16 protein-coding genes are annotated in these 21,258 nt (G+C 54.2%); 7 read left to right on the top strand and 9 right to left on the bottom strand.

Annotated features, from left to right (window positions below):
- Nucleotides 1–68 precede the first annotated feature (68 nt).
- The 4 genes from A2273_03975 to A2273_03960 all read right to left on the bottom strand — a co-directional run bounded on the left by A2273_03975 (nucleotide 69) and on the right by A2273_03960 (nucleotide 3,689).
- Nucleotides 69–842 (bottom strand): hypothetical protein, encoded by a 774-nt coding sequence (locus tag A2273_03975; GenBank protein OGF07633.1) that lies wholly within the window; start codon nucleotides 840–842, stop codon nucleotides 69–71.
- Between the two features lie 49 nt (nucleotides 843–891).
- Entirely contained in the window at nucleotides 892–1,353 is a 462-nt protein-coding gene (locus A2273_03970) for a mechanosensitive ion channel protein MscL (GenBank protein ID OGF07632.1), read from the bottom strand.
- Nucleotides 1,354–1,374: 21 nt separating this feature from the next.
- Complete coding sequence (locus A2273_03965; protein OGF07631.1) at nucleotides 1,375–2,256, bottom strand: hypothetical protein; 882 nt, start codon at nucleotides 2,254–2,256, stop codon at nucleotides 1,375–1,377.
- 74 nt (nucleotides 2,257–2,330) lie between these two features.
- Entirely contained in the window at nucleotides 2,331–3,689 is a 1,359-nt protein-coding gene (locus tag A2273_03960; GenBank protein OGF08019.1) for a tRNA uridine-5-carboxymethylaminomethyl(34) synthesis GTPase MnmE, read from the bottom strand.
- Nucleotides 3,690–3,934: 245 nt separating this feature from the next.
- Here A2273_03960 and A2273_03955 point away from each other — a divergent pair, with 245 nt between their 5' ends.
- The 7 genes from A2273_03955 (at nucleotide 3,935) to A2273_03925 (ending at nucleotide 15,219) form a co-directional block, all read left to right on the top strand.
- Nucleotides 3,935–5,593 carry a hypothetical protein gene (locus tag A2273_03955; GenBank protein OGF07630.1) on the top strand — a complete coding sequence of 553 codons (1,659 nt, stop codon included), beginning with the start codon at nucleotides 3,935–3,937 and terminating at the stop codon, nucleotides 5,591–5,593.
- A gap of 9 nt (nucleotides 5,594–5,602) precedes the next feature.
- Nucleotides 5,603–7,324, top strand: a complete 1,722-nt coding sequence (locus A2273_03950) for a hypothetical protein (GenBank protein OGF07629.1) — start codon at nucleotides 5,603–5,605, stop codon at nucleotides 7,322–7,324.
- 102 nt (nucleotides 7,325–7,426) lie between these two features.
- The gene (locus A2273_03945; GenBank protein ID OGF07628.1) at nucleotides 7,427–7,903 is read left to right on the top strand and encodes a hypothetical protein; all 477 of its coding nucleotides are present in this window, start codon (nucleotides 7,427–7,429) and stop codon (nucleotides 7,901–7,903) included.
- A 227-nt stretch (nucleotides 7,904–8,130) separates the two neighbouring features.
- Nucleotides 8,131–9,591, top strand: coding sequence for a glutamate--tRNA ligase (locus A2273_03940; GenBank protein ID OGF07627.1), 1,461 nt, complete (start codon nucleotides 8,131–8,133; stop codon nucleotides 9,589–9,591).
- Nucleotides 9,592–9,602: 11 nt separating this feature from the next.
- Nucleotides 9,603–12,368, top strand: a complete 2,766-nt coding sequence (locus A2273_03935; protein ID OGF07626.1) for a hypothetical protein — start codon at nucleotides 9,603–9,605, stop codon at nucleotides 12,366–12,368.
- A 108-nt stretch (nucleotides 12,369–12,476) separates the two neighbouring features.
- Nucleotides 12,477–14,177 carry a glutamine--tRNA ligase gene (locus tag A2273_03930; GenBank protein ID OGF07625.1) on the top strand — a complete coding sequence of 567 codons (1,701 nt, stop codon included), beginning with the start codon at nucleotides 12,477–12,479 and terminating at the stop codon, nucleotides 14,175–14,177.
- 115 nt (nucleotides 14,178–14,292) lie between these two features.
- The gene (locus tag A2273_03925; GenBank protein OGF07624.1) at nucleotides 14,293–15,219 is read left to right on the top strand and encodes a hypothetical protein; all 927 of its coding nucleotides are present in this window, start codon (nucleotides 14,293–14,295) and stop codon (nucleotides 15,217–15,219) included.
- 88 nt (nucleotides 15,220–15,307) lie between these two features.
- On the opposite strand, the gene A2273_03920 is transcribed toward A2273_03925, so the two are convergent.
- From A2273_03920 to A2273_03900, 5 genes are all read right to left on the bottom strand, one after another.
- The gene (locus tag A2273_03920) at nucleotides 15,308–16,429 is read right to left on the bottom strand and encodes a hypothetical protein (GenBank protein OGF08018.1); all 1,122 of its coding nucleotides are present in this window, start codon (nucleotides 16,427–16,429) and stop codon (nucleotides 15,308–15,310) included.
- A 159-nt stretch (nucleotides 16,430–16,588) separates the two neighbouring features.
- Nucleotides 16,589–17,308, bottom strand: a complete 720-nt coding sequence (locus A2273_03915) for a signal peptidase I (protein ID OGF07623.1) — start codon at nucleotides 17,306–17,308, stop codon at nucleotides 16,589–16,591.
- Between the two features lie 33 nt (nucleotides 17,309–17,341).
- A complete protein-coding gene (locus A2273_03910; GenBank protein OGF07622.1) occupies nucleotides 17,342–18,046 on the bottom strand; it encodes a signal peptidase I in 705 nt (234 codons plus the stop codon).
- A 50-nt stretch (nucleotides 18,047–18,096) separates the two neighbouring features.
- The gene (locus A2273_03905) at nucleotides 18,097–19,278 is read right to left on the bottom strand and encodes a hypothetical protein (protein OGF07621.1); all 1,182 of its coding nucleotides are present in this window, start codon (nucleotides 19,276–19,278) and stop codon (nucleotides 18,097–18,099) included.
- A 147-nt stretch (nucleotides 19,279–19,425) separates the two neighbouring features.
- Nucleotides 19,426–21,225 carry an elongation factor 4 gene (locus tag A2273_03900; protein ID OGF07620.1) on the bottom strand — a complete coding sequence of 600 codons (1,800 nt, stop codon included), beginning with the start codon at nucleotides 21,223–21,225 and terminating at the stop codon, nucleotides 19,426–19,428.
- Nucleotides 21,226–21,258: the final 33 nt, after the last annotated feature.

The following is a 21,258-nucleotide window of genomic DNA, read 5'->3' as shown; positions in this document are numbered from 1 at the left end:
ATTTAAAGCGCAAAAAGCAAGCCGAAATTTGGCTTGCTTTCGCTTCAGGCCGTGGCCCCTGATCCGGGCTATCGAAATTCCCGGAAAGCCCTGTAAACCAGGGATACCGCCAGGAATCCCAGTATCAAACCGCTCAGGAAGGTGACCCCGTAGTGCTCGAAAAACCCGATCCCCGGGCGGCCCCTGATCTGAATGGTGCGCAGGACCGTGATGGCTACCGCCAGGGCCAGGCCAAAGCCCCAATAGGCCCACTTGAAAAGCTGTCCGATCCTTCTTTTCTCTCCGGCCGCGGCCGGTTTCAATTTCATGATGTAATAAAGGATCACCCCCAGGCCGATGGCCGTCACCGCCAGATGAATGGCATTATGGGCCGGCACTTTATATTCCGCACCGTAAAAACGAATGGTGAAAAGGTGGCTCATCAAAACCGGCGCCAGATCCCTGAACATCTGCAAAGGGTGGGTGAAGGCGTCCAGAAAGAAATGGGTCAGCATGCCGGCTAGGGCTGAATAGGTGAAGACCAGAAAATTCCTGGGGGTGGCGATGGACCATCTGTCCCCGGCCATCGCATAAAAACGGCTGCCCAGGGATCCCGGCAGGCAATATATCAGGGGTTTTTTCACCACATAATGGAACAACAGCGCCGTCAGGAATACCAGCGGCAGGTTGAAATACAGCGATCCCAGCAGGGTATGGCCCGGCCCCCGCAGCGGATAGAAGCGGATGAAGAACTCGAAATCCGGGGCCATGCTGCCCACCACCAAAGCGGTCAGGCTGAAATATTTCGGCCATCTGGCCTTGATGGGCAGGATCATGGCGGGATGGGCGGCGGTAAAAGGCATAATCTCCTAAAGCGGTTTATGCTTCGGTATATTCAATGATACCATCGTTCTACGCCGGAAGCTTGATCTCCGAGGTGCAGTTGGGGCAGCGCACCGCCTTGAGGGCTATGGCCGAGAAGCAGAACGGGCACTCCTTGGTGGTGGGCTGGGCCGGAACCGGGACCGGCTGCTTCTTGAGCTTGTTGACCAGCCGGATCACCAGGAATATCACCAAGGCCACGATGGCAAAATCGATCACATTGTTGATGAACAGGCCGATCTTGATGACCGCAATATTGGCTTCGGTGGCGGATTTTAGGGTGATCTTGGTGAATTCCATGCCCTGCGGCCTGGCCAACGGTATCACCAGCTGGCTGAAATCCATCTTGCCCATCAGCCGCCCGATGGGGGGCATGATGATGTCGTTGACCATGGAGGACACGATCTTGCCGAAGGCCCCGCCGATGATCACCGCCACCGCCAGGTCCAGCACGTTGCCCCGCAGGGCGAATTCTTTGAATTCTTTGAACATGGTCTTTATCCTTTTAAAAAATTATTTGATGGAATAGGTCAATCCCAGCGACAGGGTCTGCTTGAACCGGGTCCGCAGGTCCACCTCCTTGTCGTACAGCATCTGCAGGTAAAGGTTGACCATCAGGTATTTGCTGATATTGGCCACCAGGGTGTTCTCCCAGCCGACGTCCGGCTGTTTCCAGTAATCCTGGCCGGGCAGCCCGGCCAATTCATCCTTCTGGGAACTGAACACCGCCTTGTAGACCGTCATCTTGCTGGCAAAGGATATCTTGTCGGAACCCACCGGGGTCTTGTAGTCGGCCACGAACTCGGCGCCGCCGTTGTTGCTGGAAAAATCCTGTTTGGTTCCGGCCAGATCAATGATCACCCCCCGGTTGGCCTCCTGGTGGAGGGCCGCGCCCAGCCGGAAGGTCAGTTCGCGGTCCTTCTCCTTGAAGAGGGATTTGGCCGCGCCCAAACTCTCGGTGAATTTCAGGGGGTTGCCGTAACGGATATTATCGGGCTGGCTGGCGTCCAGGAACTGCGACTCCAGCCGGACCGCGGCGAAGGGGTCAACGAACAGCCCCAGGGTCATCCGCCACATAGATTCGAAATCGATCAGGTCGGTGGATTTGACCGGCTTCATCCAGCGCTTGCTCTCCTGCTCCTGGCTGTGGGTCTGTCCGAAGGCCAGCTTGATGGTGTTCTTGCTGTGCCATCTGGCGTTGAACTGTCTCTGCCCCACAAAATTCCAGTTGGTGGCCCAGGACAGGGCCCCGGCCTCCCCGCCGGTCCAGCTGTTGCTGTAGGCGTTCTGGGTGGCCAGCAGGTTGGCGTCCAGGGTGGCCTGCCATGGCTCGGCCAGCAACAGTGAGGGAGCGGCCATGATGGCTAAGATCAGTGAACGTGCCAGGCGTTTCATTGCTTTCCTCCTTTAATTATGTTGCTTTTTATTTCGCAAAAATATCCCTATCAACCATTAACGAATAACTATTGTCACTTGCCTATGCAGAATTTTTCGAAGATCCTGTCCAGAATATCATCGCCTATGGTCTGGCCGGTTATCTGGCCCAAAGCATCGATGGCGGCCTTGAGATCGCTGGCCAAAAGATCGTAAGACAGCTTCTGCTGTAGGCCATTTCTGGCGACTTCCAGGTGCTTCAGGCATTCCCCCATCAGCTGCGCCTGCCGGGCATTGGCGGCCGAGGCGGCCCCGGGCTCGATGCCCTGTCCGTCGGTAAGCCGGGCCACAATGGAAGACTCCAGTTCCGGCAAACCTTCTTCGGTGACGGCCGATATCTTCAGCCACGATCCGCCAGTGCCGTTCACCAGAGATTGCGACAGGTCGCATTTGTTCACCAGGATCAAACGGGCATATTTTTCGGTTTGGGATAAAAGCTTTTCATCCTCCTGGTCCATCGGCCCGGTCCCGTCCAGCACCAACAGCACCAGGTCGGCCTGCTCCAGCTTGCCCCGGGCCCGTTCCATGCCATGGGACTCGATCTCATCGAGCGTATCCCTGAGGCCGGCGGTATCGAACAGGCGGACGGGGATGCCCCCGATGTCTATCCAGCCCTCCAGCACATCTCTGGTCGTTCCGGGGGTTTCGGTGACGATGGCCTTCTCTTCTTTAAGCAGCATGTTGAACAGGCTGGATTTGCCGACGTTGGGCCGGCCGGCGATGACCACCCGGGCCCCGTCCTTTAATACCATGGCGGCTTTGCTGCCGGCCAGGACCCTGGCGATCTGCTCCCTTGCCCGGTCGATATCATTTATCAATTTGCCGGATTCGGCCGGAGGAATATCCTCCTCGGGAAAGTCTATCAGGGACTCCACCAAGGCGGCCGCATCCAGCAGGCTCTCCCTGACGGCGGCGATCTTGCGGGAGAGACCCCCGGAGAGCCTTTCCAGCGCGGCCCGGGCGGCGGTGCCGGTCCGGGCATTGATGATGTCGCACACCGCCTCGGCCTGGGCCAGGTCTATCCGTCCGTTGAGAAAGGCCCGCAACGAGAACTCCCCCGGCCGGGCCGGCCGGGCGCCGGCCGCCAGGGCCGCCTCCAGGACCGCTCCGGCCGCCGCCCCACCCCCGTGGCAGGTGATCTCCACCATCTGCTCGGCGGTGAAGGAATGCGGCGGCCTTAAAACCACCAGCATGGCCTCGTCAAGCCGGGCTCCACCGGCATCGACGATGTGGCCGTAATGCAGTAAATGGCTTTCCATCGCCGATGGTTTCAGGCTCCCGGTGAAAATGGCGTCGCCGATCCGGGCCGAATCCGAGCCGGAGATCCTGATCATGGCCAGGGCGGCCGGCCCCGGGCCGGTGGCTATGGCGGCTATGGTGTGGTTCGATTTCATCACATCTATAAAGTGGCGGTCCATAGAGTTTAATGATACTGGAACTTCGGATTAAAATCAAGAAATTAATGACCATCCTGAAAAAACGCAAGTTCTTATTATAAAGCAATTTATTTTGTCAACAATATTGACATTTATTGCCTAAATGTGCTAATCTATGATACTCGGGTTGTAGTATTTTATGTAATTTTTCCATACAACCCAAAGGGGCATTTGCCCCTCAACCCCTATTTTGGAGACGGACCATGAAAAAATATCTATTGATCACAATATCCCTGTTTCTGACGCTGCCCGCCGCGCAGGCCGCCCGTTTCCCCCTGCTGGGCGGCCCGGGCCTGATCCATCTGCAGTCGGCCAAGGCCGGACAGGGCTTTGGCTTCAGAAGCTTCAATACCATCACCAATTACGGCGGTCAGAAAGTATCGTATCTGCCGGGCGACGATAATTCATATAACGACCTGTGGAGCTACAACCTGGTGAACTATTCGCCGATGGATAACCTGGCGTTTATGGTGGTGGGCCTGGCCCATGCCGAGCAATGGAGCATAAAAAGCCCGGGCGGAGACAGCCTGGACAATACCCTGGGCTGCCCCGGCGATTTTACCATAGCCGCCAAATACGGCCTCCAGCTTTATGACGGCATGGTTGATCTGGCCTTTATGCCGATGGTCACCATTCCGATGGATAAAGAGAAATTTCAGGATTCCCCGTCTCAGACCGGCCAGGTGGATTTCGGCGGCAAGCTGCTGACAGATATGGCCCGGGATAAAATGAGCATCCTGGTGAACGTGGGTTTCTTGACCCGCGGCGACCAGCGCCCCCAGGTGCCGGCCGGGCTGGGTGTCAATTATGAAATAAACAACCGCTTCTCGGCCTTCATGGAAACCTCGGCCGAACTGCGGATCGGCTCCAAGAAAGATTCCCTGCCGGATTCCTTGATACTTTCCGGGCGGGGCTTCGATCGCACCGAAGCCCGGATAACCCCGGGGCTTCGTTTTGTGCCGCTTCCCTTATTGGGAGTAAACCTGGCCGCCGACATCGGGCTGACCAGGGCCACTCCTTCCTGGCAGTTGGTTCTGGGGCTGGATTTTCCGGCCGCCGCCGGACTTATCAGATCCATCATCATGCCCGGGACCATCGCCGGCCTGATAAAACACCGCCAGACCAACCAGCCGATCAGGGGCATGATCAGCTTCCCCGGCACCGATATGCCGGCGGTGGTCAGCCAGCCCAACGGAAGCTATCAGTTAAAACTTAATCCCGGCACCTATAATATCAAGGTGATGGCCAACGGTTTCCGGACGGTTGACCGGAAGCTGGAGGTCAAATCCGGCGAATCGCAGTCCTGGGACCTGACCCTCAGCCCCCGGGAGGGCATCATCAAGGGCCAGGTGGCCGATGCCGGCACCGGCCGGCCGGTGCCGGCCGTGATCACCCTGAACGGGAACGGAGACAGATACCACAACGACCAGGCTACCGGCGGTTTCAGCTTGACCCTGGCCGCCCCCAAGAAATACGACCTACGCGTGGCCGCCGACGGCTATCAGCCTTTTCAGGCCAGCATCAGCCTGACCGACAAGCAAGAATCCGTTCAGAATATCGTCCTGCAGCCCATTCCCAAGCCCAAGCCGGTCCAGCCGGCGGTGGTTCAGAAACCGGCCAAGCCGCCGGTGGCTGTGGTGGCAAAGCCCAAACCGGAAAGAAAGCCGGCTCCCAAGGCGCCCGGCTTAAACCCCGAGGAGGTGGCCTCCCTTTATAAGACCGGGGTCAAGCAGTACATGAGCGAAGAATACGACAAGGCCGTGGCCACCTTCAAGAAGCTGCTGGCGTCCGACCCCGGGAATACCAAGGCCCGGGATTATCTGAAAAAGAGCCAGGAACGCTTGAAGAAAATTAGAGGATAGTTCCTTTTTATGAAATTATTATTCCGCCTGACCGTGGTGCTGGCCCTCACGGCAGCGCTCTCCTGGGCCGCCCGGTTCCCGATCATCGGCGGGCCGGGGCTGGTGCATCTGCAATCGGCCAAGACCGGCTCGATGTTCGGCTATCGCACGGTGAATTCATTCTCCAGCTACGGCCAGCAGAGGGTCTCCTATCTGGCCGGGGCCGAAAACTCCTACAACGACATCTGGAGCTACCAGCTTTTGAGCTTTGCCCCCCTGCCAAACATGTCGCTGCTGCTGAGCGGAGTGGCCCACGGCGAGCAGTGGACCATCACCAGCCCGGGCGGCGAGGGCCTGGACAACACCCTGGGCTGTCCCGGCGACATCACCATCTCCGGCAAGTACAGCCTGGCCCTGGCCGACCAAATGGTGGATCTGGGAATAATGCCCATCATCTCGGTTCCCGTGGACAAGGATAAATATGACGACGGACCGTCCCAGACCGGCCAGCTGGATTTTGGGGCCAAGATATTGGGCGATATAAACCTCAGGCAGTCCACCCTGTATGCCAACCTGGGCTTTCTGACCCGGGGCGACCAGCGGCCCCAGGTCCCGGCCGGGGCGGGATACGAATACGGCTTCAGCCAGAAGTTTTCCGCCTTTGCCGAGGTCTCGTCCGAACTGCGGATGGGCTCGGCCAAGGATTCCCTGCCGGATTCCCTGGTGCTTTCGGGCCGGGGCTATGACCGCACCGAGGCCCGGTTCACCCCCGGCATCCATTATGTCCCGCTGGACATCCTGGGCATATCCCTGTCGGCCGACATCGGCCTGACCAGGGCCTCGGCCCCCTGGCAGATCAATCTGGGGCTGGACTTTCCGGCCAGCGCCGGCCGGGCCATCTCCGGGGTGATCACCGGGGCCATCGCCGGGATGATCAAGGACCGTGACACCGGGGTGCCCATGAAGGGCATGATCACCTTCCCCGGGGCCGGGCTCCCGGGGTCCGTCAGCGATGATATCGGCAAATACCTGACCGAGCTGCCGCCGGGCGATTATAAGATCCACATCTACGCCAACGGCTACCGCTGGCTGGAGAGAAAGATCAAGGTGGAGCCGGGCAAGAAGGAAAAATGGGACCTGACCCTCAAGCGCAAACTGGGCACCATCAAGGGCACGGTGGTCGATGCCGCCACCGGCCAGCCCGTGGCGGCCAGCTTCAGTTTCGTGGGCAAGGACCTGCCGGAATTCAGCTCCGATCCCCGGACCGGGGAGTACAATACCCAGGCGCCCCCGGGGAAGTACAGCCTGTCCATCTCTGCCGAGGGGTACCGCTCGCAAAGCATAGAGGTGGCCGCCAGGGACCGCAAGGATGCCGTAAACGAACTGGCCCTGCAGCCCATCGCTGCCGCCCCGGTGGCTTATAATACCACCGCCCGCCGGACATACCAGCCCCCGGCGGTCTCCGCCCCGGCCGCGCCGCCGGCCAAACCGGCCGTCACCAGGAAAACAGCCCTCCAGCCAGCGGCCGTCGAAAAACCCAAAGCCGCAGCGCCCAAGCCGGCCGCCTCGGCCAAACTTTCGGCCGACCAGATCACCGATCTTTACAAGACCGGCGTCAAGCAGTATATGAACGAGGAATACGACCAGGCAGTCAAGACCTTCCAGCAGCTTTTAAAATCCGATCCCGGACACGCCAAGGCCAAGGATTACCTGGCCAAGGCCAAGGACCGCCTGAAGAAGATCAAGGGCTAACAATACAGATATCGGTCATTTCGATTCACCGCAGGGATCCGATAACGGCTGCATCGGTTCTTTGCGGTGAAATATATTTGAAACTCAAGCGGGGTGTTAAATATGAAACTGATGGTCAAACTAGCGATACTTTCTCTGGTGGTTACGATCCCGGGCTCATCCTTTATCATGGCCCAGGATGCCCCCTCCTTCAAAAAGGAGGAGTTCTACATGGACGCCGGCCAGCGCCTGCTGATAGAGGTGCACGTCTGGGGCGAGGTCAACAGTCCCGGCATGTACCGGGTGCCGGACGGCTCGACGGTGCTGGACCTTATGTCCCGGGCCGGCGGCCCCACCCAGTATGCCGCCCTCTCCCGGGTCAGGCTGTCGAGCCACGATGGAGCCAAACGGCTCAACCAGAAGATAAATATCGACAAATACCTTAACAGCACCAAGCAGGTTGCCATTCCGGCCCTGAAGCCCGGCGATACCGTGATGATCCCGCGCAACGCCCGGTTCTTCTGGAAGGACGCCATCGGCTTTGTGGCCGACCTGGCGGTGATCGCCAATGTTTATTACCTGATATCGCGGAATAGATAACCCAACCGATCTGGTCCCCTTCTCTATATAAGCGCATTTCTATTATATTGTCATACCCGCCTCCCGTCATGCCTGCGCAGGCAGGCATCCAAAAGTTAACTCCGGCGGGAATCCTGAAAAACGTGGATTCCTGCTTCCGCAGGAATGACAAAAACAAAATGACCGCCATTGATCGTTCGGTTTGATAAGTTATAAACCAAAATTTCAGAAAGAGTTCATTCCACTTTATGCCAATACCAGTAAGGACCCGCTTCGCCCCCAGCCCCACCGGCTACATGCATATCGGCAATTTACGGACCGCCCTGTATGCCTACCTGATCGCCCGCGCCAGGAACGGCCAGTTCATCCTGCGGATCGAGGACACCGACCAGGAGCGCCTGGTGGAGGGGTCGGTCGAAGTGATCTATAATACCCTGAACCTGGTGGGCCTGGAACATGACGAGGGGCCGGATATCGGCGGACCATTCGGACCGTATGTCCAGAGCCAGCGCAAGGGCATCTACAAGGAATGGGCCGAAAAGTTGATCTCCCGGGGCGGGGCCTACTACTGCTTCTGCAGCAAGGAAAAATTGGAGTCTTTGCGCAAAGAAGCCGGGGGCAAGGAGACCGTCTTCAAATATCAGGACCCCTGCCGGGAGATCGCTCCGGCCGAGGCCCAAAAGCGGGCTGCCAGCGGCGAACCCTGTGTGGTGCGGCAGAGGATCCCCCGCGGAGGAACGACCACCTTCCAGGATATGGTCTACGGTTCGGTGACGGTGGAGAACGACACCCTGGAGGACGGCATCCTGCTCAAATCGGATGGCCTGCCCACCTACAATTTCGCCAACGTGGTGGACGACCACCTGATGCAGATATCCCACGTCATCCGGGGCAGCGAATATCTTTCTTCAGCGCCGAAATACAATCTGATCTACCAGGCCATGGGCTGGGAGATCCCGGCCTACATCCATCTGCCGCTGATCATGAAGGCCGCCGGCAAAAAGCTCTCCAAGCGGGAGGGCGACGCCTCCTTCGAGGATTTTTACCACCAGGGATATCTCAAGGAGGCCATTGTCAATTATATTGCCCTGCTGGGCTGGAATCCCAAGGATGACCGGGAGATCTTCTCGCTGGATGAGTTAAAGCAGATATTCTCGGTCTCCGGGCTGAATAATTCTCCGGCCATCTTCGATCCCGACAAGCTGAAGTGGATGAACGCCGAGTATATCCGCAAGCTGGCCCCCGAGCAGTTCAACCAGATGGCAATGCCCTACTACCAGAAGGCCATTAAAAGAACGGATATCGATCTTCTTAAACTCAGCAAGCTGGTTCAATTGAGAACTGAAGTATTGAGCGACATACCGGCCATTGTGGATTTTATAGACACCCTGCCGGAATACGATGTTTCGCTTTACGTGAACAAGAAGATGAAGACCGACCCGGCCGTTTCGCTGGAGTCGCTGAAATTGGCCCTGTCCGAACTGGAGAAGTTGGGAAGCTGGGAGCACCAGGCCATACATGATACGCTTTTTAAATTGATAGAACAAAAGGGGCTGAAGACCGGGCAGATGCTGTGGCCCATACGCACCGCCCTATCCGGCAAGGAAAGCTCGCCCGGCGGGGCCATTGACCTGGCGGAGGTGCTGGGAAAAGAGGAGACTATCGGAAGAATTACATCGGGAATAAAATTATTATCTAAACCAAGCTAAAAAGGATCAATATGAAACGGTATTTTTCGTTTGTCCTGTTTTACACGATCCTTTCTTTACCTCTTTTGGCCGGCGCCCAGGAAACCATTCCCGTTCCGGATACATTGAAAACAGATAGTACTGAAATTACGATTGCCGTCCCGGCCAATGACACATTGGCGGCCGACACTATTATAGTAAGACCCGTAGGTGGCGGCGTTTATGGAGTAACCTCCAATTATAAACCATCTGCGCCTGGCACTAGAGTTGTTTATTCCGGGGAGATAGCCACCACGCCCAATGCCAATATCATCACAGTATTATCGGCTACCAACGGAGTGGTGAACGGAAATGGCTCGCTTTATTTCCGGGGAAGCCGTTCCGATGAGATAGCCTATTTCATAGACGGTTTCAATGTAACCGAACAATACACCGGAGAGATCGCTATCCCTATCAATTTGGCGGCTATTGAAGAATTATCCGTAACTACTGGCGGCTGGGGTGCCGAAACCGGAGACGCAATGGGCGGTTTGGTTAATTTCAAAACCAAGGACTATACGGGAAAATTCAACATTTTCGGCAAATGGTCCACAGAGCCAAGCCGTAATGGTAATAAATTTGAAACGGCGCTTGGCGGAGCTCTGCCGTTCTATAGGAATATATCATACTTACTTTCGGCCGAGACCGATAACGGCGACGATATTCGGCCCTGTTTTATGCCGGAGAAATTTTATATCCCTGATCCCAGTAAGGATTATCTTTGGGCGGACACCCTTCAATACAGCCATGCCGAATATGTGGCCACCAACGACGATACCATGGGCCTGACCGACTGGAAAGGCGATTGGGCAGATTCCTCTGATGGAGCATGGCAGGCAGAAAAGGCAGAACGAATCGCCAACGGTTGGTTGCGTGGCTGGAAGGAAAGCGATGCAGAATATCTGCCGCACAGCGATTATAATAAATACCGCATCACGGGAAAAGCAAGCTACAAGATACAGCCACTTGACGCAAAATTGAGCCTCTTGGGCATAGCCACCAGGGATCAACAAGCCCAATATACAGCCTCCTTCAAATATAATCTGGACGGGTATTATTCAAAACTACAAAAATCCCACTTGCTGGGCGCGACATGGACACACAACATCGCCAACAAGATCAACTACACTCTCAAGCTAAGCAAGCATCACAGCCAGACCCAATTAGGAATACGTGATACCATAGCAGAGAAAAATAGAAGCTGGTGGGAAGATTATGCCTTTCTTTCCGATGCCGATGCCGACGGCGACAGCATGTATGATGCTTACGAGGGTCAGGCATACAATTCCGGAAACGTTGATAACCCTTATGGGGTTACCGGTATATTTAACACTTACGGGCTGGCCAGAACGTGGGAAAAAACGTTTTCGGATTATACCTCGGGAAAACTTGACGTTTCCTCACAAATCAATGAACACAACAAACTTTCCGGGGGTAGTGAGCTAAAGAAATATCGTGTTTATAAGAAAAATAATACTCTTCCCTGGGATCCGGTTCCCTTCAAGGAATATTATGATTTTGAACCACAAACCCGGACATTTTATATTCAAGATGCTTTTATATATAAAAATATTTCCTTAATGGTCGGCTTGCGATTTGATCATGTGGATTTAGGGGATTCTTTTAACCAGCAATATTATAATTGGCTCCTAGACTCAACAATAACCTATGAAAAGGAAAAAAATGGTACCAGTTTTAGAGCCAATACTGGTTATTCCTTGACACCATCCACGCTGGTAACTTTTGGATATAACCATTATAAAAAATTACCCTCTTGGGAGGATTTTTATCAAGAGGTTTGCACGAGCTTTTTATACTCTGTAAGCAATTTGATTGATTACCAAACGACCACGGCTTACGAAACAGGCATTAAGCAGCAAATTGGTAATAATACATCTATAACCGCTATCTTTTATTATAAAAATATTAATAATATTCTTCAATCACGTTCAAAAATGGACTCAATCACAGGGCTTACTTATACAGACTATTATTACGGCGACTATGGAACCGTGAAGGGTTTTGAACTGAATACAGATTATAAAACAGATTACTTTTTAGGGCAATTAAATTATAGCTATAGCAAGGCCCTGTCAGCCATTAAAGGTAACGACAGCAATAATATTGTTATGAATTGCAACCAATCCGGCAAATTTAATATTGTAACCAATTTTTATTCGAGCGATAATTTCGGGCCAAAGGTAGCTAACTTCCACCCCTTGGCAAATATCACGATTGGGCTGACCAATAATTTAGGAACCGGGTTTCCTTACACTAAGACAGACCTGAAAGGAATTACTATTGGCAATTTGAATGACTCTCTGCTTCCTTCTTATTGGTATACCGACCTGTTGATATCCAAAAAAATGAACTTCAATAAAATCAACTTATCGTTGGATCTGGAAATACTGAACTTATTCAACCGAAAGAATGTCAGCGGCCTTTATTCGGTCACCGGCTTAGTAAATGATGATGGTAATATAATATCCGTTCAAGATTTTTCTTCATCACCAATTCCGGACAGCATTTCATATACTATTGACGAGAATGGCGTTCCGGTAAATATTCCAAATCCATACTACAGCAAATGGCGTGATCTTAACCGCGACGGGCAGATAGATCAGAACGAGAAATATTTGACATACGTTCAGGCTTGGAGTGACTATATTTCCGATCCCTTCAATCCCAATCGTGTGCCCTATGACCAGGCTTATTTGTCCCCGCGAAGATTTAAACTGGCTTTAAGCGTATCTTTTTAAAACAACAGACAAAACGGCTAACAGGAACCGCCAAGATGCCCCCTGAACACAAAAATCATTGTTCCTTTTGTGTCTTCGTGTCTTAGTGGTTTAAAAGAAGAGTTGATTATGAACAACACCGAAAACACCAAGACCCCCATCGAAGGCGCGGCCGCCACCAATTTCATCCGCGAGGCCGTGGCCGAGGATCTAAAGAGCGGCCGCTTCAGATCGGTCCACACCCGCTTTCCCCCGGAGCCCAACGCCTACCTCCACATCGGCCACGCCAAGGCCATCTGGATTGACTACGGCATCGCCAAAGAGTTTGGCGGGCTGTTCAACCTGCGCTTCGACGACACCAATCCCGCCAGGGAGGAGCAGGAGTTCGTGGACGCCATAATAGAGGACGTCAAATGGCTGGGGGCCGATTTCGGCGGCCGGCTGTTCTTCGCCTCGGATTATTTCGAGCAGATGTATCAGTGGGCCGAGGAGCTGATCAAAAAAGGCAAAGCCTACGTCTGCGACCTGGCGGCCGAGGAGGTCAGCCGGACCCGGGGAACCCTGACCGAGCCGGGCAGGAACAGCCCCCACCGGGACCGCTCGGTTGACGAGAACCTGGACCTGTTCCGCCGGATGAGGGCCGGGGAGTTCCCCGACGGCTCCAAGACCTTAAGGGCCAAGATAGACATGACCCACCCGAATTTGAACCTGCGCGACCCTGTGATGTACCGCATTCTGCACACCCCTCACCACCGCCAGGGAGACAAGTGGTGCCTTTACCCCATGTACGACTGGGCCCACGGCCTGGAGGATTCCATCGAGGGCATCACCCATTCGCTGTGTTCGCTGGAATACGAGGATCACCGGCCGCTGTACGACTGGTTTTTGGACCAGCTGGGCATCTATCACCCCCGGCAGATGGAGTTCGCCCGGCTCAATATGACCTATACCGTGATGAGCAAGCGAAAGTTCATCGATATGGTAAAAGACGGCAAGGTGAACGGCTACGACGATCCCCGGCTCTCCACCCTGGCCGGGATGCGCCGCCGTGGCTTCTCGCCGCTGGCCATCAAAAATTTCTGCGAGCGCATTGGGGTGGCCAAGCGCGACAGCCTGGTGGATTATGCCCTGCTGGAGCATTACGTTCGGGAAGACCTTAATAAAAGAGCGCCACGTTATATGGGGATACTCAATCCGGTCAAGGTGGTCATCACCAATTACCCGGAAGGCCAAAGCGAGGAGCTGGAGGCGGTCAACAACCCCGAGGACCCCACCGCCGGCACCCGAAAGGTCCCCTTCTCCCGGGAACTGTACCTGGAGCGGGACGACTTCATGGAGGAGCCGCACAAGAAATTCTACCGTTTGTCGCCGGGCCGCGAGGTGCGCCTGCGCTGGGCCTATTTCATCACCTGCACCGAGGCCATCAAGGATGCTTCAGGCAACATCACCGAACTGCGCTGCACCTATGACCCGGCCACCAAGGGCGGCGACGCCCCGGACGGCCGCAAGGTCAAGGCCACATTGCACTGGGTGTCGGCCAAGCATGCCATCACGGCCGAGGCCCGGCTGTATGACCGGTTGTTCACCAAGGAGAATCCCGACGATGCCCCCGAAGGGCAGGATTTTATCGCCAACCTAAATCCCGATTCGCTTAAAGTGATATCCGATTGCAAATGCGAACCGGCCCTGGCCCAGGTCAAGCCCGGCCAGGCCATCCAGCTGGAACGGCTGGCCTATTTCTGCGTGGACCCGGATTCCAGGGAAGGCAAGCTGGTGCTGAACCGGACGGTGCCGCTGAAGGAATCCTGGGGCAAAGCAGTGAAGGAGTAAAGGACCCCACCCTTTATCCCTCTCCTAATGGCCTACTTCGCCGTAATGAGCCTTGATCCAAAAAAGCAGGCTACGGCTTACGAAAGCTGAACGCTAGGGGAGGGGTTTTCAATTATTGAACTTATTTTACATCTATGCTAAAATTACCAATATGAAAAACATCCGATTGAAGAAGGTGGAATGGCTCTACCTGTGGTTCATCCTGGGGCTTTCCCTACTGACGGTGATCTTCCTGCGCAAACTCGACGGCTGGCCGCAGATCTTTTATATCTACGGGCTGACCCTGGCGGCCTACGCCCTGGTGATATTCTTCAACACCCGCTGGCCCAACAAGCTGACCAAAACCATGCGCCACCTGGCGCCCTACGCCGGGATCCTGCCCATCTTCCAGAGCCTAGGCTTCATCACCCATTATATCCGGCCCGATCTGGACAGCTACCTGATCAAGATAGACTATGTCCTGTTCGGGGTCCATCCCACCGTCTGGCTGGAGCGTTTCACCGTCCCCTGGATGGTGGACGTGCTGGCCCTGGCCTATTCCAGCTACTATTTTCTGCCGGTGGTCCTGGCGGTCTTTTTGCACTTCGACCAGAAACATCACGAGCTGGAGCATCTCTTTTTGGCTTTGACCCTGGGTTTCTTCATCTCCTACGTGGGATATCTGCTGGTGCCGGCCGTCGGGCCGCGCTTCACCCTGACCGGCCAGCAGGCCGGCCCGGTCAAGGGCCTGTTCTGGGGCAACCAGATCCTGGATTTTTTGACCGCCAACGAGTTCAACAAAAGGGATTGTTTCCCCTCCGGGCACACCGGCATAACATTGATCGTGTTGTATTACGCCCATGTCCATCATAAAAAACTGTTCGCCTTCCTGCTGCCGGTGGGGATTCTGCTGATACTGGCCACGGTATTCTTAAGACTGCACTATGTGATAGACGTCATCGCCGGGTTCGGCCTGGCCGCGCTGGCCATTTTCATCACCGAATTATGGAATCCGCATTTTTTGCCGGCAAAGAATGATCAAAAAGAGGCCGCCCAAAATTAGGGCGGCCTTTGTATATAACCTTTTGGTTTATTTGTAGGAGAGGGGTTCAAACCCTCCCCTACAAATTTAAATTCCGAACAGGGAACAATCAAACGATCTTTTTCTCATACACCCGGTAGGTCTTGTAAACCCTGGCCCCCACCGCCTCGGCCAGCCGGTTCATCATAGTATTGTTCTCCAGCACCCAGGACAGCTCCCCTGTCCGATAGCCCTTTTTAAGACCGTTCTCGAACACCCGGCTGATCAGCCCGGCCTCGATGCCCCGATGCTGGTAGTCACCGACCACCCCGGCGGTCATCACCCTGGCATGGGTGATCTTTCTTTTGTGCCACAGGAATTTGGCCATCTCCAGCGGCCCCATTTTCCCGTTCAGCTTTTTGATGACGTAATTGTAATCCGGCAGGGCCCACAGCGAGCCCACCGGCTTTTGCCCGTCGAAGGCGAAGATCACGAAATCGGCATCCACTATGTCCTTGAAATTTTCGGCATAATGGTCTATCTCATGTTCGGTCAGGGGAACAAAGCCCCAGTTATGGCTCCAGGCCTGGTTGTAAACCTCCTTGAATATCTTCACCTCCTGGACGAACTTTTTTTTGTCGATGCTCCGGAAGGTGATGCCGTGGCGCTCCACCCTCTGGGCCAGCATCCTCACCCGCCGGCCGTCCATCTTCTCCACGTCGAAGAAGTAGGCATACATGTCCATGGCCTTTTCCAGCCCGCAGCCCTCGATCAATTTGGGATAATATGACGGGTTGTAGGTCATCTCTATCACCGGCGGAGAGTCGAAGGCGTCTATCAGCAGGCCGGCGGTATCGTTGGTGGTGAAGTTGAACGGGCCCCGGATGGTATCTATGCCCTGATCTTTAAGCCATCTCCCGGCGGCGGCAAAAAGAGCCGCGGCGGCATTCTGGTCATCCCGGCATTCAAAGAATCCGAAAAAGCCGCATTTTTCATTATGAAACCGGTTGCTGTTGTCGTCGATATGGGCGGAGATGCGCCCGATGTTCTTGCCGTCCTTTTGGGTCAGAAAATAGGCGGCCCGGGCATGTTCGAAGAAGGCGTTCTTTCCGACATCCAGCATCTTGCGCTGTTCGGCGATCAGGGGCGGCACCCAGCAGGGATCGTTGCGATAGACGGCCCAGGGCAGTTTTATGAAATCATCTATATCACTTTGGCTAACCGCCTGCTTAACCACGATATCATCTGGCATGATAACCTTTCTTTTAAACTCGGCCACAAATAATGATTACCACTAAAACGCCAGTTCCTTTTTAAACAGCAGAGAGTATTATTTTCTTGGCTATGGAAATAATTAGATTCCGGTTTTATTTTCGTGTGTTTAGTGGGCAAGAGATCTTTTTAGCGGTAGCTACTTTATCAGATCACCCAACCGCTGGAAACGGATATTCTTCCAGAACATCCAGAACGGCTCGCCGTTCTCCGAATCCCAGGACCAGTAGATGAACAGCGCCCGGCCCCTAAGCAGATCCTTGGGCAGCGGCCCCCAGAAGCGGGAATCCAGCGAGTTGTCCCGGTTGTCGCCCATGGCGAAGATGTTCCCCGGCGGGATCACCACCGGCCCGAAGTTGTCCCGCATCCAGCCCAGCTGGACGAACTTTCTTTCCTCCCAGGCCCTCTGGTAATCCGGCTTCCAGATGCTCTTGACCGCGTCCCTGTTCAGGCTGGCTTCCCGGGACTTGTGGACGGCATAGGGCTCGTCGGGCCGCTTCCCGTTGATATACAGGTCCCGGCCGATCACCTCCACGGTGTCGCCCTCCACCGCCACGCAGCGCTTGATGAAATCGCGCCCGTCCAGCGGGTATTTGAACACCACGATATCGCCGGGCACCGGCGGCCGGATCCCCGGCAGGACCGCCCGGTCGGTGAAGGGGATCTTGGTGCCGTAGATGAACTTGTTGACCATCAGAAAATCCCCCACCAGCAGGGTGTCCTCCATCGAGCCGGAGGGGATCTTGAAGGCCTGGATCAGCAGGCTGCGGATGATCAGGGCCATCACCGCCGCCCAGATGATGGATTCCGTCCAGTCCCGGTACCAGGATTTTTTGCGGTTATCGTGAGCTTTCAGCATTTTTGCTTTTTGATATTTTATTTTATATTTACTTTAGGTCAGTATCTTGCCTATCCGCGTTATTCTGAACCGCTGCCAGAATTTCATAAGCGGGGTATCCGATTGTTTGTCCCAGGACCAGTAGATGAACATCACCCGGCCCCGGATGTTCCTTTTGGGCAGCGGCCCCCAGTAGCGGGAGTCGAACGATTCGTCCCGGTTGTCGCCCATCATGAAGTAGCAATCCGGGGGGACCACCACCGGGCCGAAGTTGTCGCGCACCCAGTAGCGCTCGGCGTTGCGCCCGCTCTCCCAGTCGTTCTGGATGGTTTTGGGGTTGATGACGGACTGCGGAAAGGGATATTGCTCGGGGTCGGTATGCTGGATGAATTTCTGTTCCAACTTATGGCCGTTCACGTAAAGATTTTTATTCTTCACTTCTATGGTATCTCCCGGCAGGCCGATGCAGCGCTTGACCAGGGTCAGGCCGTCGTAGGGGCTGCGGAAGATCACCATCTGTCCCGGCCGGGGCGAGGTCATGGAAAGCACGGTCTTGTCGGTAAAGGGAATATGGATGCCGTAGGTGAATTTCTCGGCGAACAGCCGGTCGCCCGGCAGAATGGTCTTCTCCATGGAGCCGGTGGGCACCTCGTAGGCCTCCAGCAGAAAGGGGTTGATGATGAACTTGACCACGATCACGGCAAACAGCAGCGGCCACAGCCAGTCGTGCCAGAGTTTATTAAATGAATTGTTTTTCATTCCAATTTCTAATCCTTTTTATAAATACATCTGTGCCGGAGTTTATTATTTTATTCTGATATTTTGTTTGCCTTTAGCACCGCTAACGTCCGCCTTACATTTTCACGGGCCATATTGTAATCAATAATTTCATAGGGATATATATACTTGTGCTCTTTCTTGTTTGGCATACTATACGTCCGTCTTATTTGCATGCTGATCGGAAAATCAGCCGACCAAAGCACATTAAACTCAGGTCCGAACATAGATATTTGAAGAAATATTTGATTTGATATTTCAAATTTTCGTTTTTCAATATAAGACGTTGTTGAACTACCGTAGGAAATATCAATAACAACATATGCATCCGTTCCTAAACATTGGAAGACAGCATCTGATAGTTGTTTTTTGGTTCTTTCATTTTTAGTGGAATAATTCGTCTTTTTGTAGGGATAAAATAATCCATCCCGACTTGTGTTTGGGTAAAACCACGTATCCCATAAATCATGCCCATGGTCATCAAGTGTATTATAGATGGAATCGCATTTATTTTTTGCCGTTGCCGGCGGCATTACTTTATAAAATCCAATTCCCGTAAACTCGCTTTGTACGATTCTTGTTATATTATCGTATATGGAATCGTAATGAGCTTTGCCTCCCCACCGGGCATATTTCTTTTTGATACTATTGTCACGATAGAATTCAGAAGTATCTATATAATCATCTATTGCCGAAGGTGAAATGATAAATAGCTCCGGGTGGTACCATAATTTATTTAAAGAATCAAGTAACTTCCGATTAAATATTTTGTTTTCGGCTTTTAAGCTGGAATATATTAGAACCTGCTGAAGATGTTTACTGTAAGAATCAACGCTTTTAAACCAATTTGACGTAGTATCAAACACTGAACTATCAATATACTTACTGGTATATCCTTTGATCAATTTAGCTTTGACACTTTCAGTAAAACGATCGATCCATTCTTTATCAGGGAAATTTGTACTATCCATTTCGTGTTCATAGACATAACCAGTAGGCAATAACGCAATGGTATGCACCTGATCAAGAGATTCGCCCTGCCATTCATAGAAATTTACATAGACAGATACATCCCGACAAACTGTTCGAAAATAAATTTCTTTAAATTCGCTGGGAAGCGCATGATAATTGACCTTATCTTGCGCCTGCACGGGAACCGCTGCACACCCCAGGGTCAATAGAACAAATATGTTTATTAATAGAAGCTTTCGCATTTCACCACTCCATACAAATCGGACAATTCCTTTTCGAACTTGTCGTCGGATTGGAAAGATCCTTCGGCTTGCAACGCACGGCGTCAATCTCAGAATGACATTGGTGTCTTGGTGTCTTAGTGGTTTAAAAAGTCCTCCTCGCTCGTCTCAGTCTCCAACCTTCAGCACCGCCAGGAATGCCTCCTGGGGGATCTCCACGTTGCCCACCTGCTTCATCCGCTTCTTGCCCTCCTTCTGCTTCTCCAGCAGCTTCCGTTTGCGGGTGATGTCCCCGCCGTAGCACTTGGCGGTGACGTTCTTGCGGTAGGCCTTGACCGACTCCCGGGCGATGATCCGGCTGCCGATGGCCGCCTGGATGGCGATCTCGTACTGCTGGCGGGGGATCAGCTTGCGCAGCTTCCCCACCAGAGCCTTGCCCCATTCGAAGGAGTGCTGCTTGTGGACGATGGAGGACAGGGCGTCCAGCGGGTCGCCGTTGATCAGGATGTCCAGCTTGACCAGCTCCGATTCCCGGTATTCCAGCATCTCGTAGTCCAGCGAGGCGTAGCCCTTGGAAAGGCTCTTCAGCTTGTCGTAGAAATCAAAGATGATCTCGGCCAGGGGGAACTCGTAGAACAGTATCCCCCGGGTGGGATCCAGATACTCCAGTTTTTTGTAGATGCCCCGCCGGTCCTGCCCCAGCTTCATGATGTTGCCGATGAACTCGGCCGGCACCACGATCTCGGCCGCCACGTAGGGCTCCTCCACCTTCTCGATGCTGACCTCGGATGGCATCTCGGCCGGGTTATCCACCTGCAGAACCTGGCCGTCGGTCTTGTAGACCTTATACTCCACGTTGGGCACGGTGTTGATCAGGGAAAGATTGTATTCCCGCTCCAGCCGCTCCTGGACGATCTCCATGTGCAGCATGCCCAAAAATCCGCAGCGGAATCCGAAGCCCAAAGCTCCGGAAGTCTCGGGGATGTAGGACAGGGCCGAATCATTGAGCACCAGCTTGTCCAGGGCCTCCCGCAGTTCGGGGTACTGCTGGTTCTCGGTGGGATACAGCCCGGCGTAGACCATGGGCTTGACCTGCTTGTAGCCCGGCAGGGCCTCTTGGGCCGGATGCTCGGCGTCGGTAATGGTGTCGCCCACCCGGGCGTCGGAGACGGTCCGGATGCCGGCCACCACATAGCCCACCTCGCCGGTCAGCAATATATCCTTGGGATACATGCCCAGCTTGAGGGTCCCCACCTCGGTGACCTCGAAGATCTTTTCGTTGGAGAACAGTTTTATCTTCATGCCTTTTTTCAGGCTGCCCTCCACCATCCGGATATACGGCACCGCCCCGCGGTAGACGTCGAAGATGCAGTCGAAGATCATGGCCCGGGGCGGCCCCTCGGTTTTGCCCGAGGGGGCCGGGATCTTTTCGATGATCACCTCCAGCAGCCGATCTATGCCCAGGCCGGTCTTGGCGCTGACCAACAATACATCCTCTTCGTCGCATCCGATCAGTTCGACGATCTGCTGCCTGCAGCGCTCCACCTCGGCCGATGGCAGGTCTATCTTGTTGATCACCGGGATGATGGTCAGGTTGTGGTTGACCGCCTGGTAGAGGTTGGCCACGGTCTGGGCCTCCACCCCCTGGGTGGCGTCCACCACCAGGATGGCGCCCTCGCAGGCCGCCAGGGAGCGGGAGACCTCGTAGCCGAAATCCACGTGGCCCGGGGTGTCTATCAGGTTGAAGATGTATTCCTGCCCGCTCTGGGAGCGGTAGTTCATCTTGACCGGGTGCATCTTGATGGTGATGCCCCGTTCCCGCTCCAGGTCCATGCTGTCCAGCACCTGCTCCTGCATGTCCTTCTTCATGATGGACCCGGTGGTCTCCAGCAGGCGGTCGGCCAGGGTGGATTTCCCGTGGTCTATATGGGCTATTATGCAGAAATTTCGGATGTGATCTTGGGACAATTATTTATACTCCTGAAAAATTATTTTGCCGCC

The organism is Candidatus Edwardsbacteria bacterium RifOxyA12_full_54_48 (assembly GCA_001777915.1).
Classification (GTDB): Bacteria; Edwardsbacteria; AC1; order AC1; family EtOH8; genus UBA2226.
The sequence above is the reverse complement of the archived record's forward strand: the minus strand, read 5'-3'. Positions and strand labels throughout refer to the sequence as shown.

Excerpts from the sequence above, each read along its gene's own strand:
- A2273_03950 (OGF07629.1), top strand. The coding sequence starts at position 5,603 with ATGAAATTATTATTCCGCCTGACCGTGGTGCTGGCCCTCACGGCAGCG.
- A2273_03975 (OGF07633.1), bottom strand. The coding sequence starts at position 842 with ATGCCTTTTACCGCCGCCCATCCCGCCATGATCCTGCCCATCAAGGCC.
- A2273_03955 (OGF07630.1), top strand. The coding sequence starts at position 3,935 with ATGAAAAAATATCTATTGATCACAATATCCCTGTTTCTGACGCTGCCC.
- A2273_03910 (OGF07622.1), bottom strand. The coding sequence starts at position 18,046 with ATGAAAAACAATTCATTTAATAAACTCTGGCACGACTGGCTGTGGCCG.
- A2273_03945 (OGF07628.1), top strand. The coding sequence starts at position 7,427 with ATGAAACTGATGGTCAAACTAGCGATACTTTCTCTGGTGGTTACGATC.
- A2273_03920 (OGF08018.1), bottom strand. The coding sequence starts at position 16,429 with ATGCCAGATGATATCGTGGTTAAGCAGGCGGTTAGCCAAAGTGATATA.
- A2273_03915 (OGF07623.1), bottom strand. The coding sequence starts at position 17,308 with ATGCTGAAAGCTCACGATAACCGCAAAAAATCCTGGTACCGGGACTGG.
- A2273_03960 (OGF08019.1), bottom strand. The coding sequence starts at position 3,689 with ATGAAATCGAACCACACCATAGCCGCCATAGCCACCGGCCCGGGGCCG.
- A2273_03965 (OGF07631.1), bottom strand. The coding sequence starts at position 2,256 with ATGAAACGCCTGGCACGTTCACTGATCTTAGCCATCATGGCCGCTCCC.
- A2273_03905 (OGF07621.1), bottom strand. The coding sequence starts at position 19,278 with ATGCGAAAGCTTCTATTAATAAACATATTTGTTCTATTGACCCTGGGG.
- A2273_03930 (OGF07625.1), top strand. The coding sequence starts at position 12,477 with ATGAACAACACCGAAAACACCAAGACCCCCATCGAAGGCGCGGCCGCC.
- A2273_03970 (OGF07632.1), bottom strand. The coding sequence starts at position 1,353 with ATGTTCAAAGAATTCAAAGAATTCGCCCTGCGGGGCAACGTGCTGGAC.
- A2273_03940 (OGF07627.1), top strand. The coding sequence starts at position 8,131 with ATGCCAATACCAGTAAGGACCCGCTTCGCCCCCAGCCCCACCGGCTAC.
- A2273_03935 (OGF07626.1), top strand. The coding sequence starts at position 9,603 with ATGAAACGGTATTTTTCGTTTGTCCTGTTTTACACGATCCTTTCTTTA.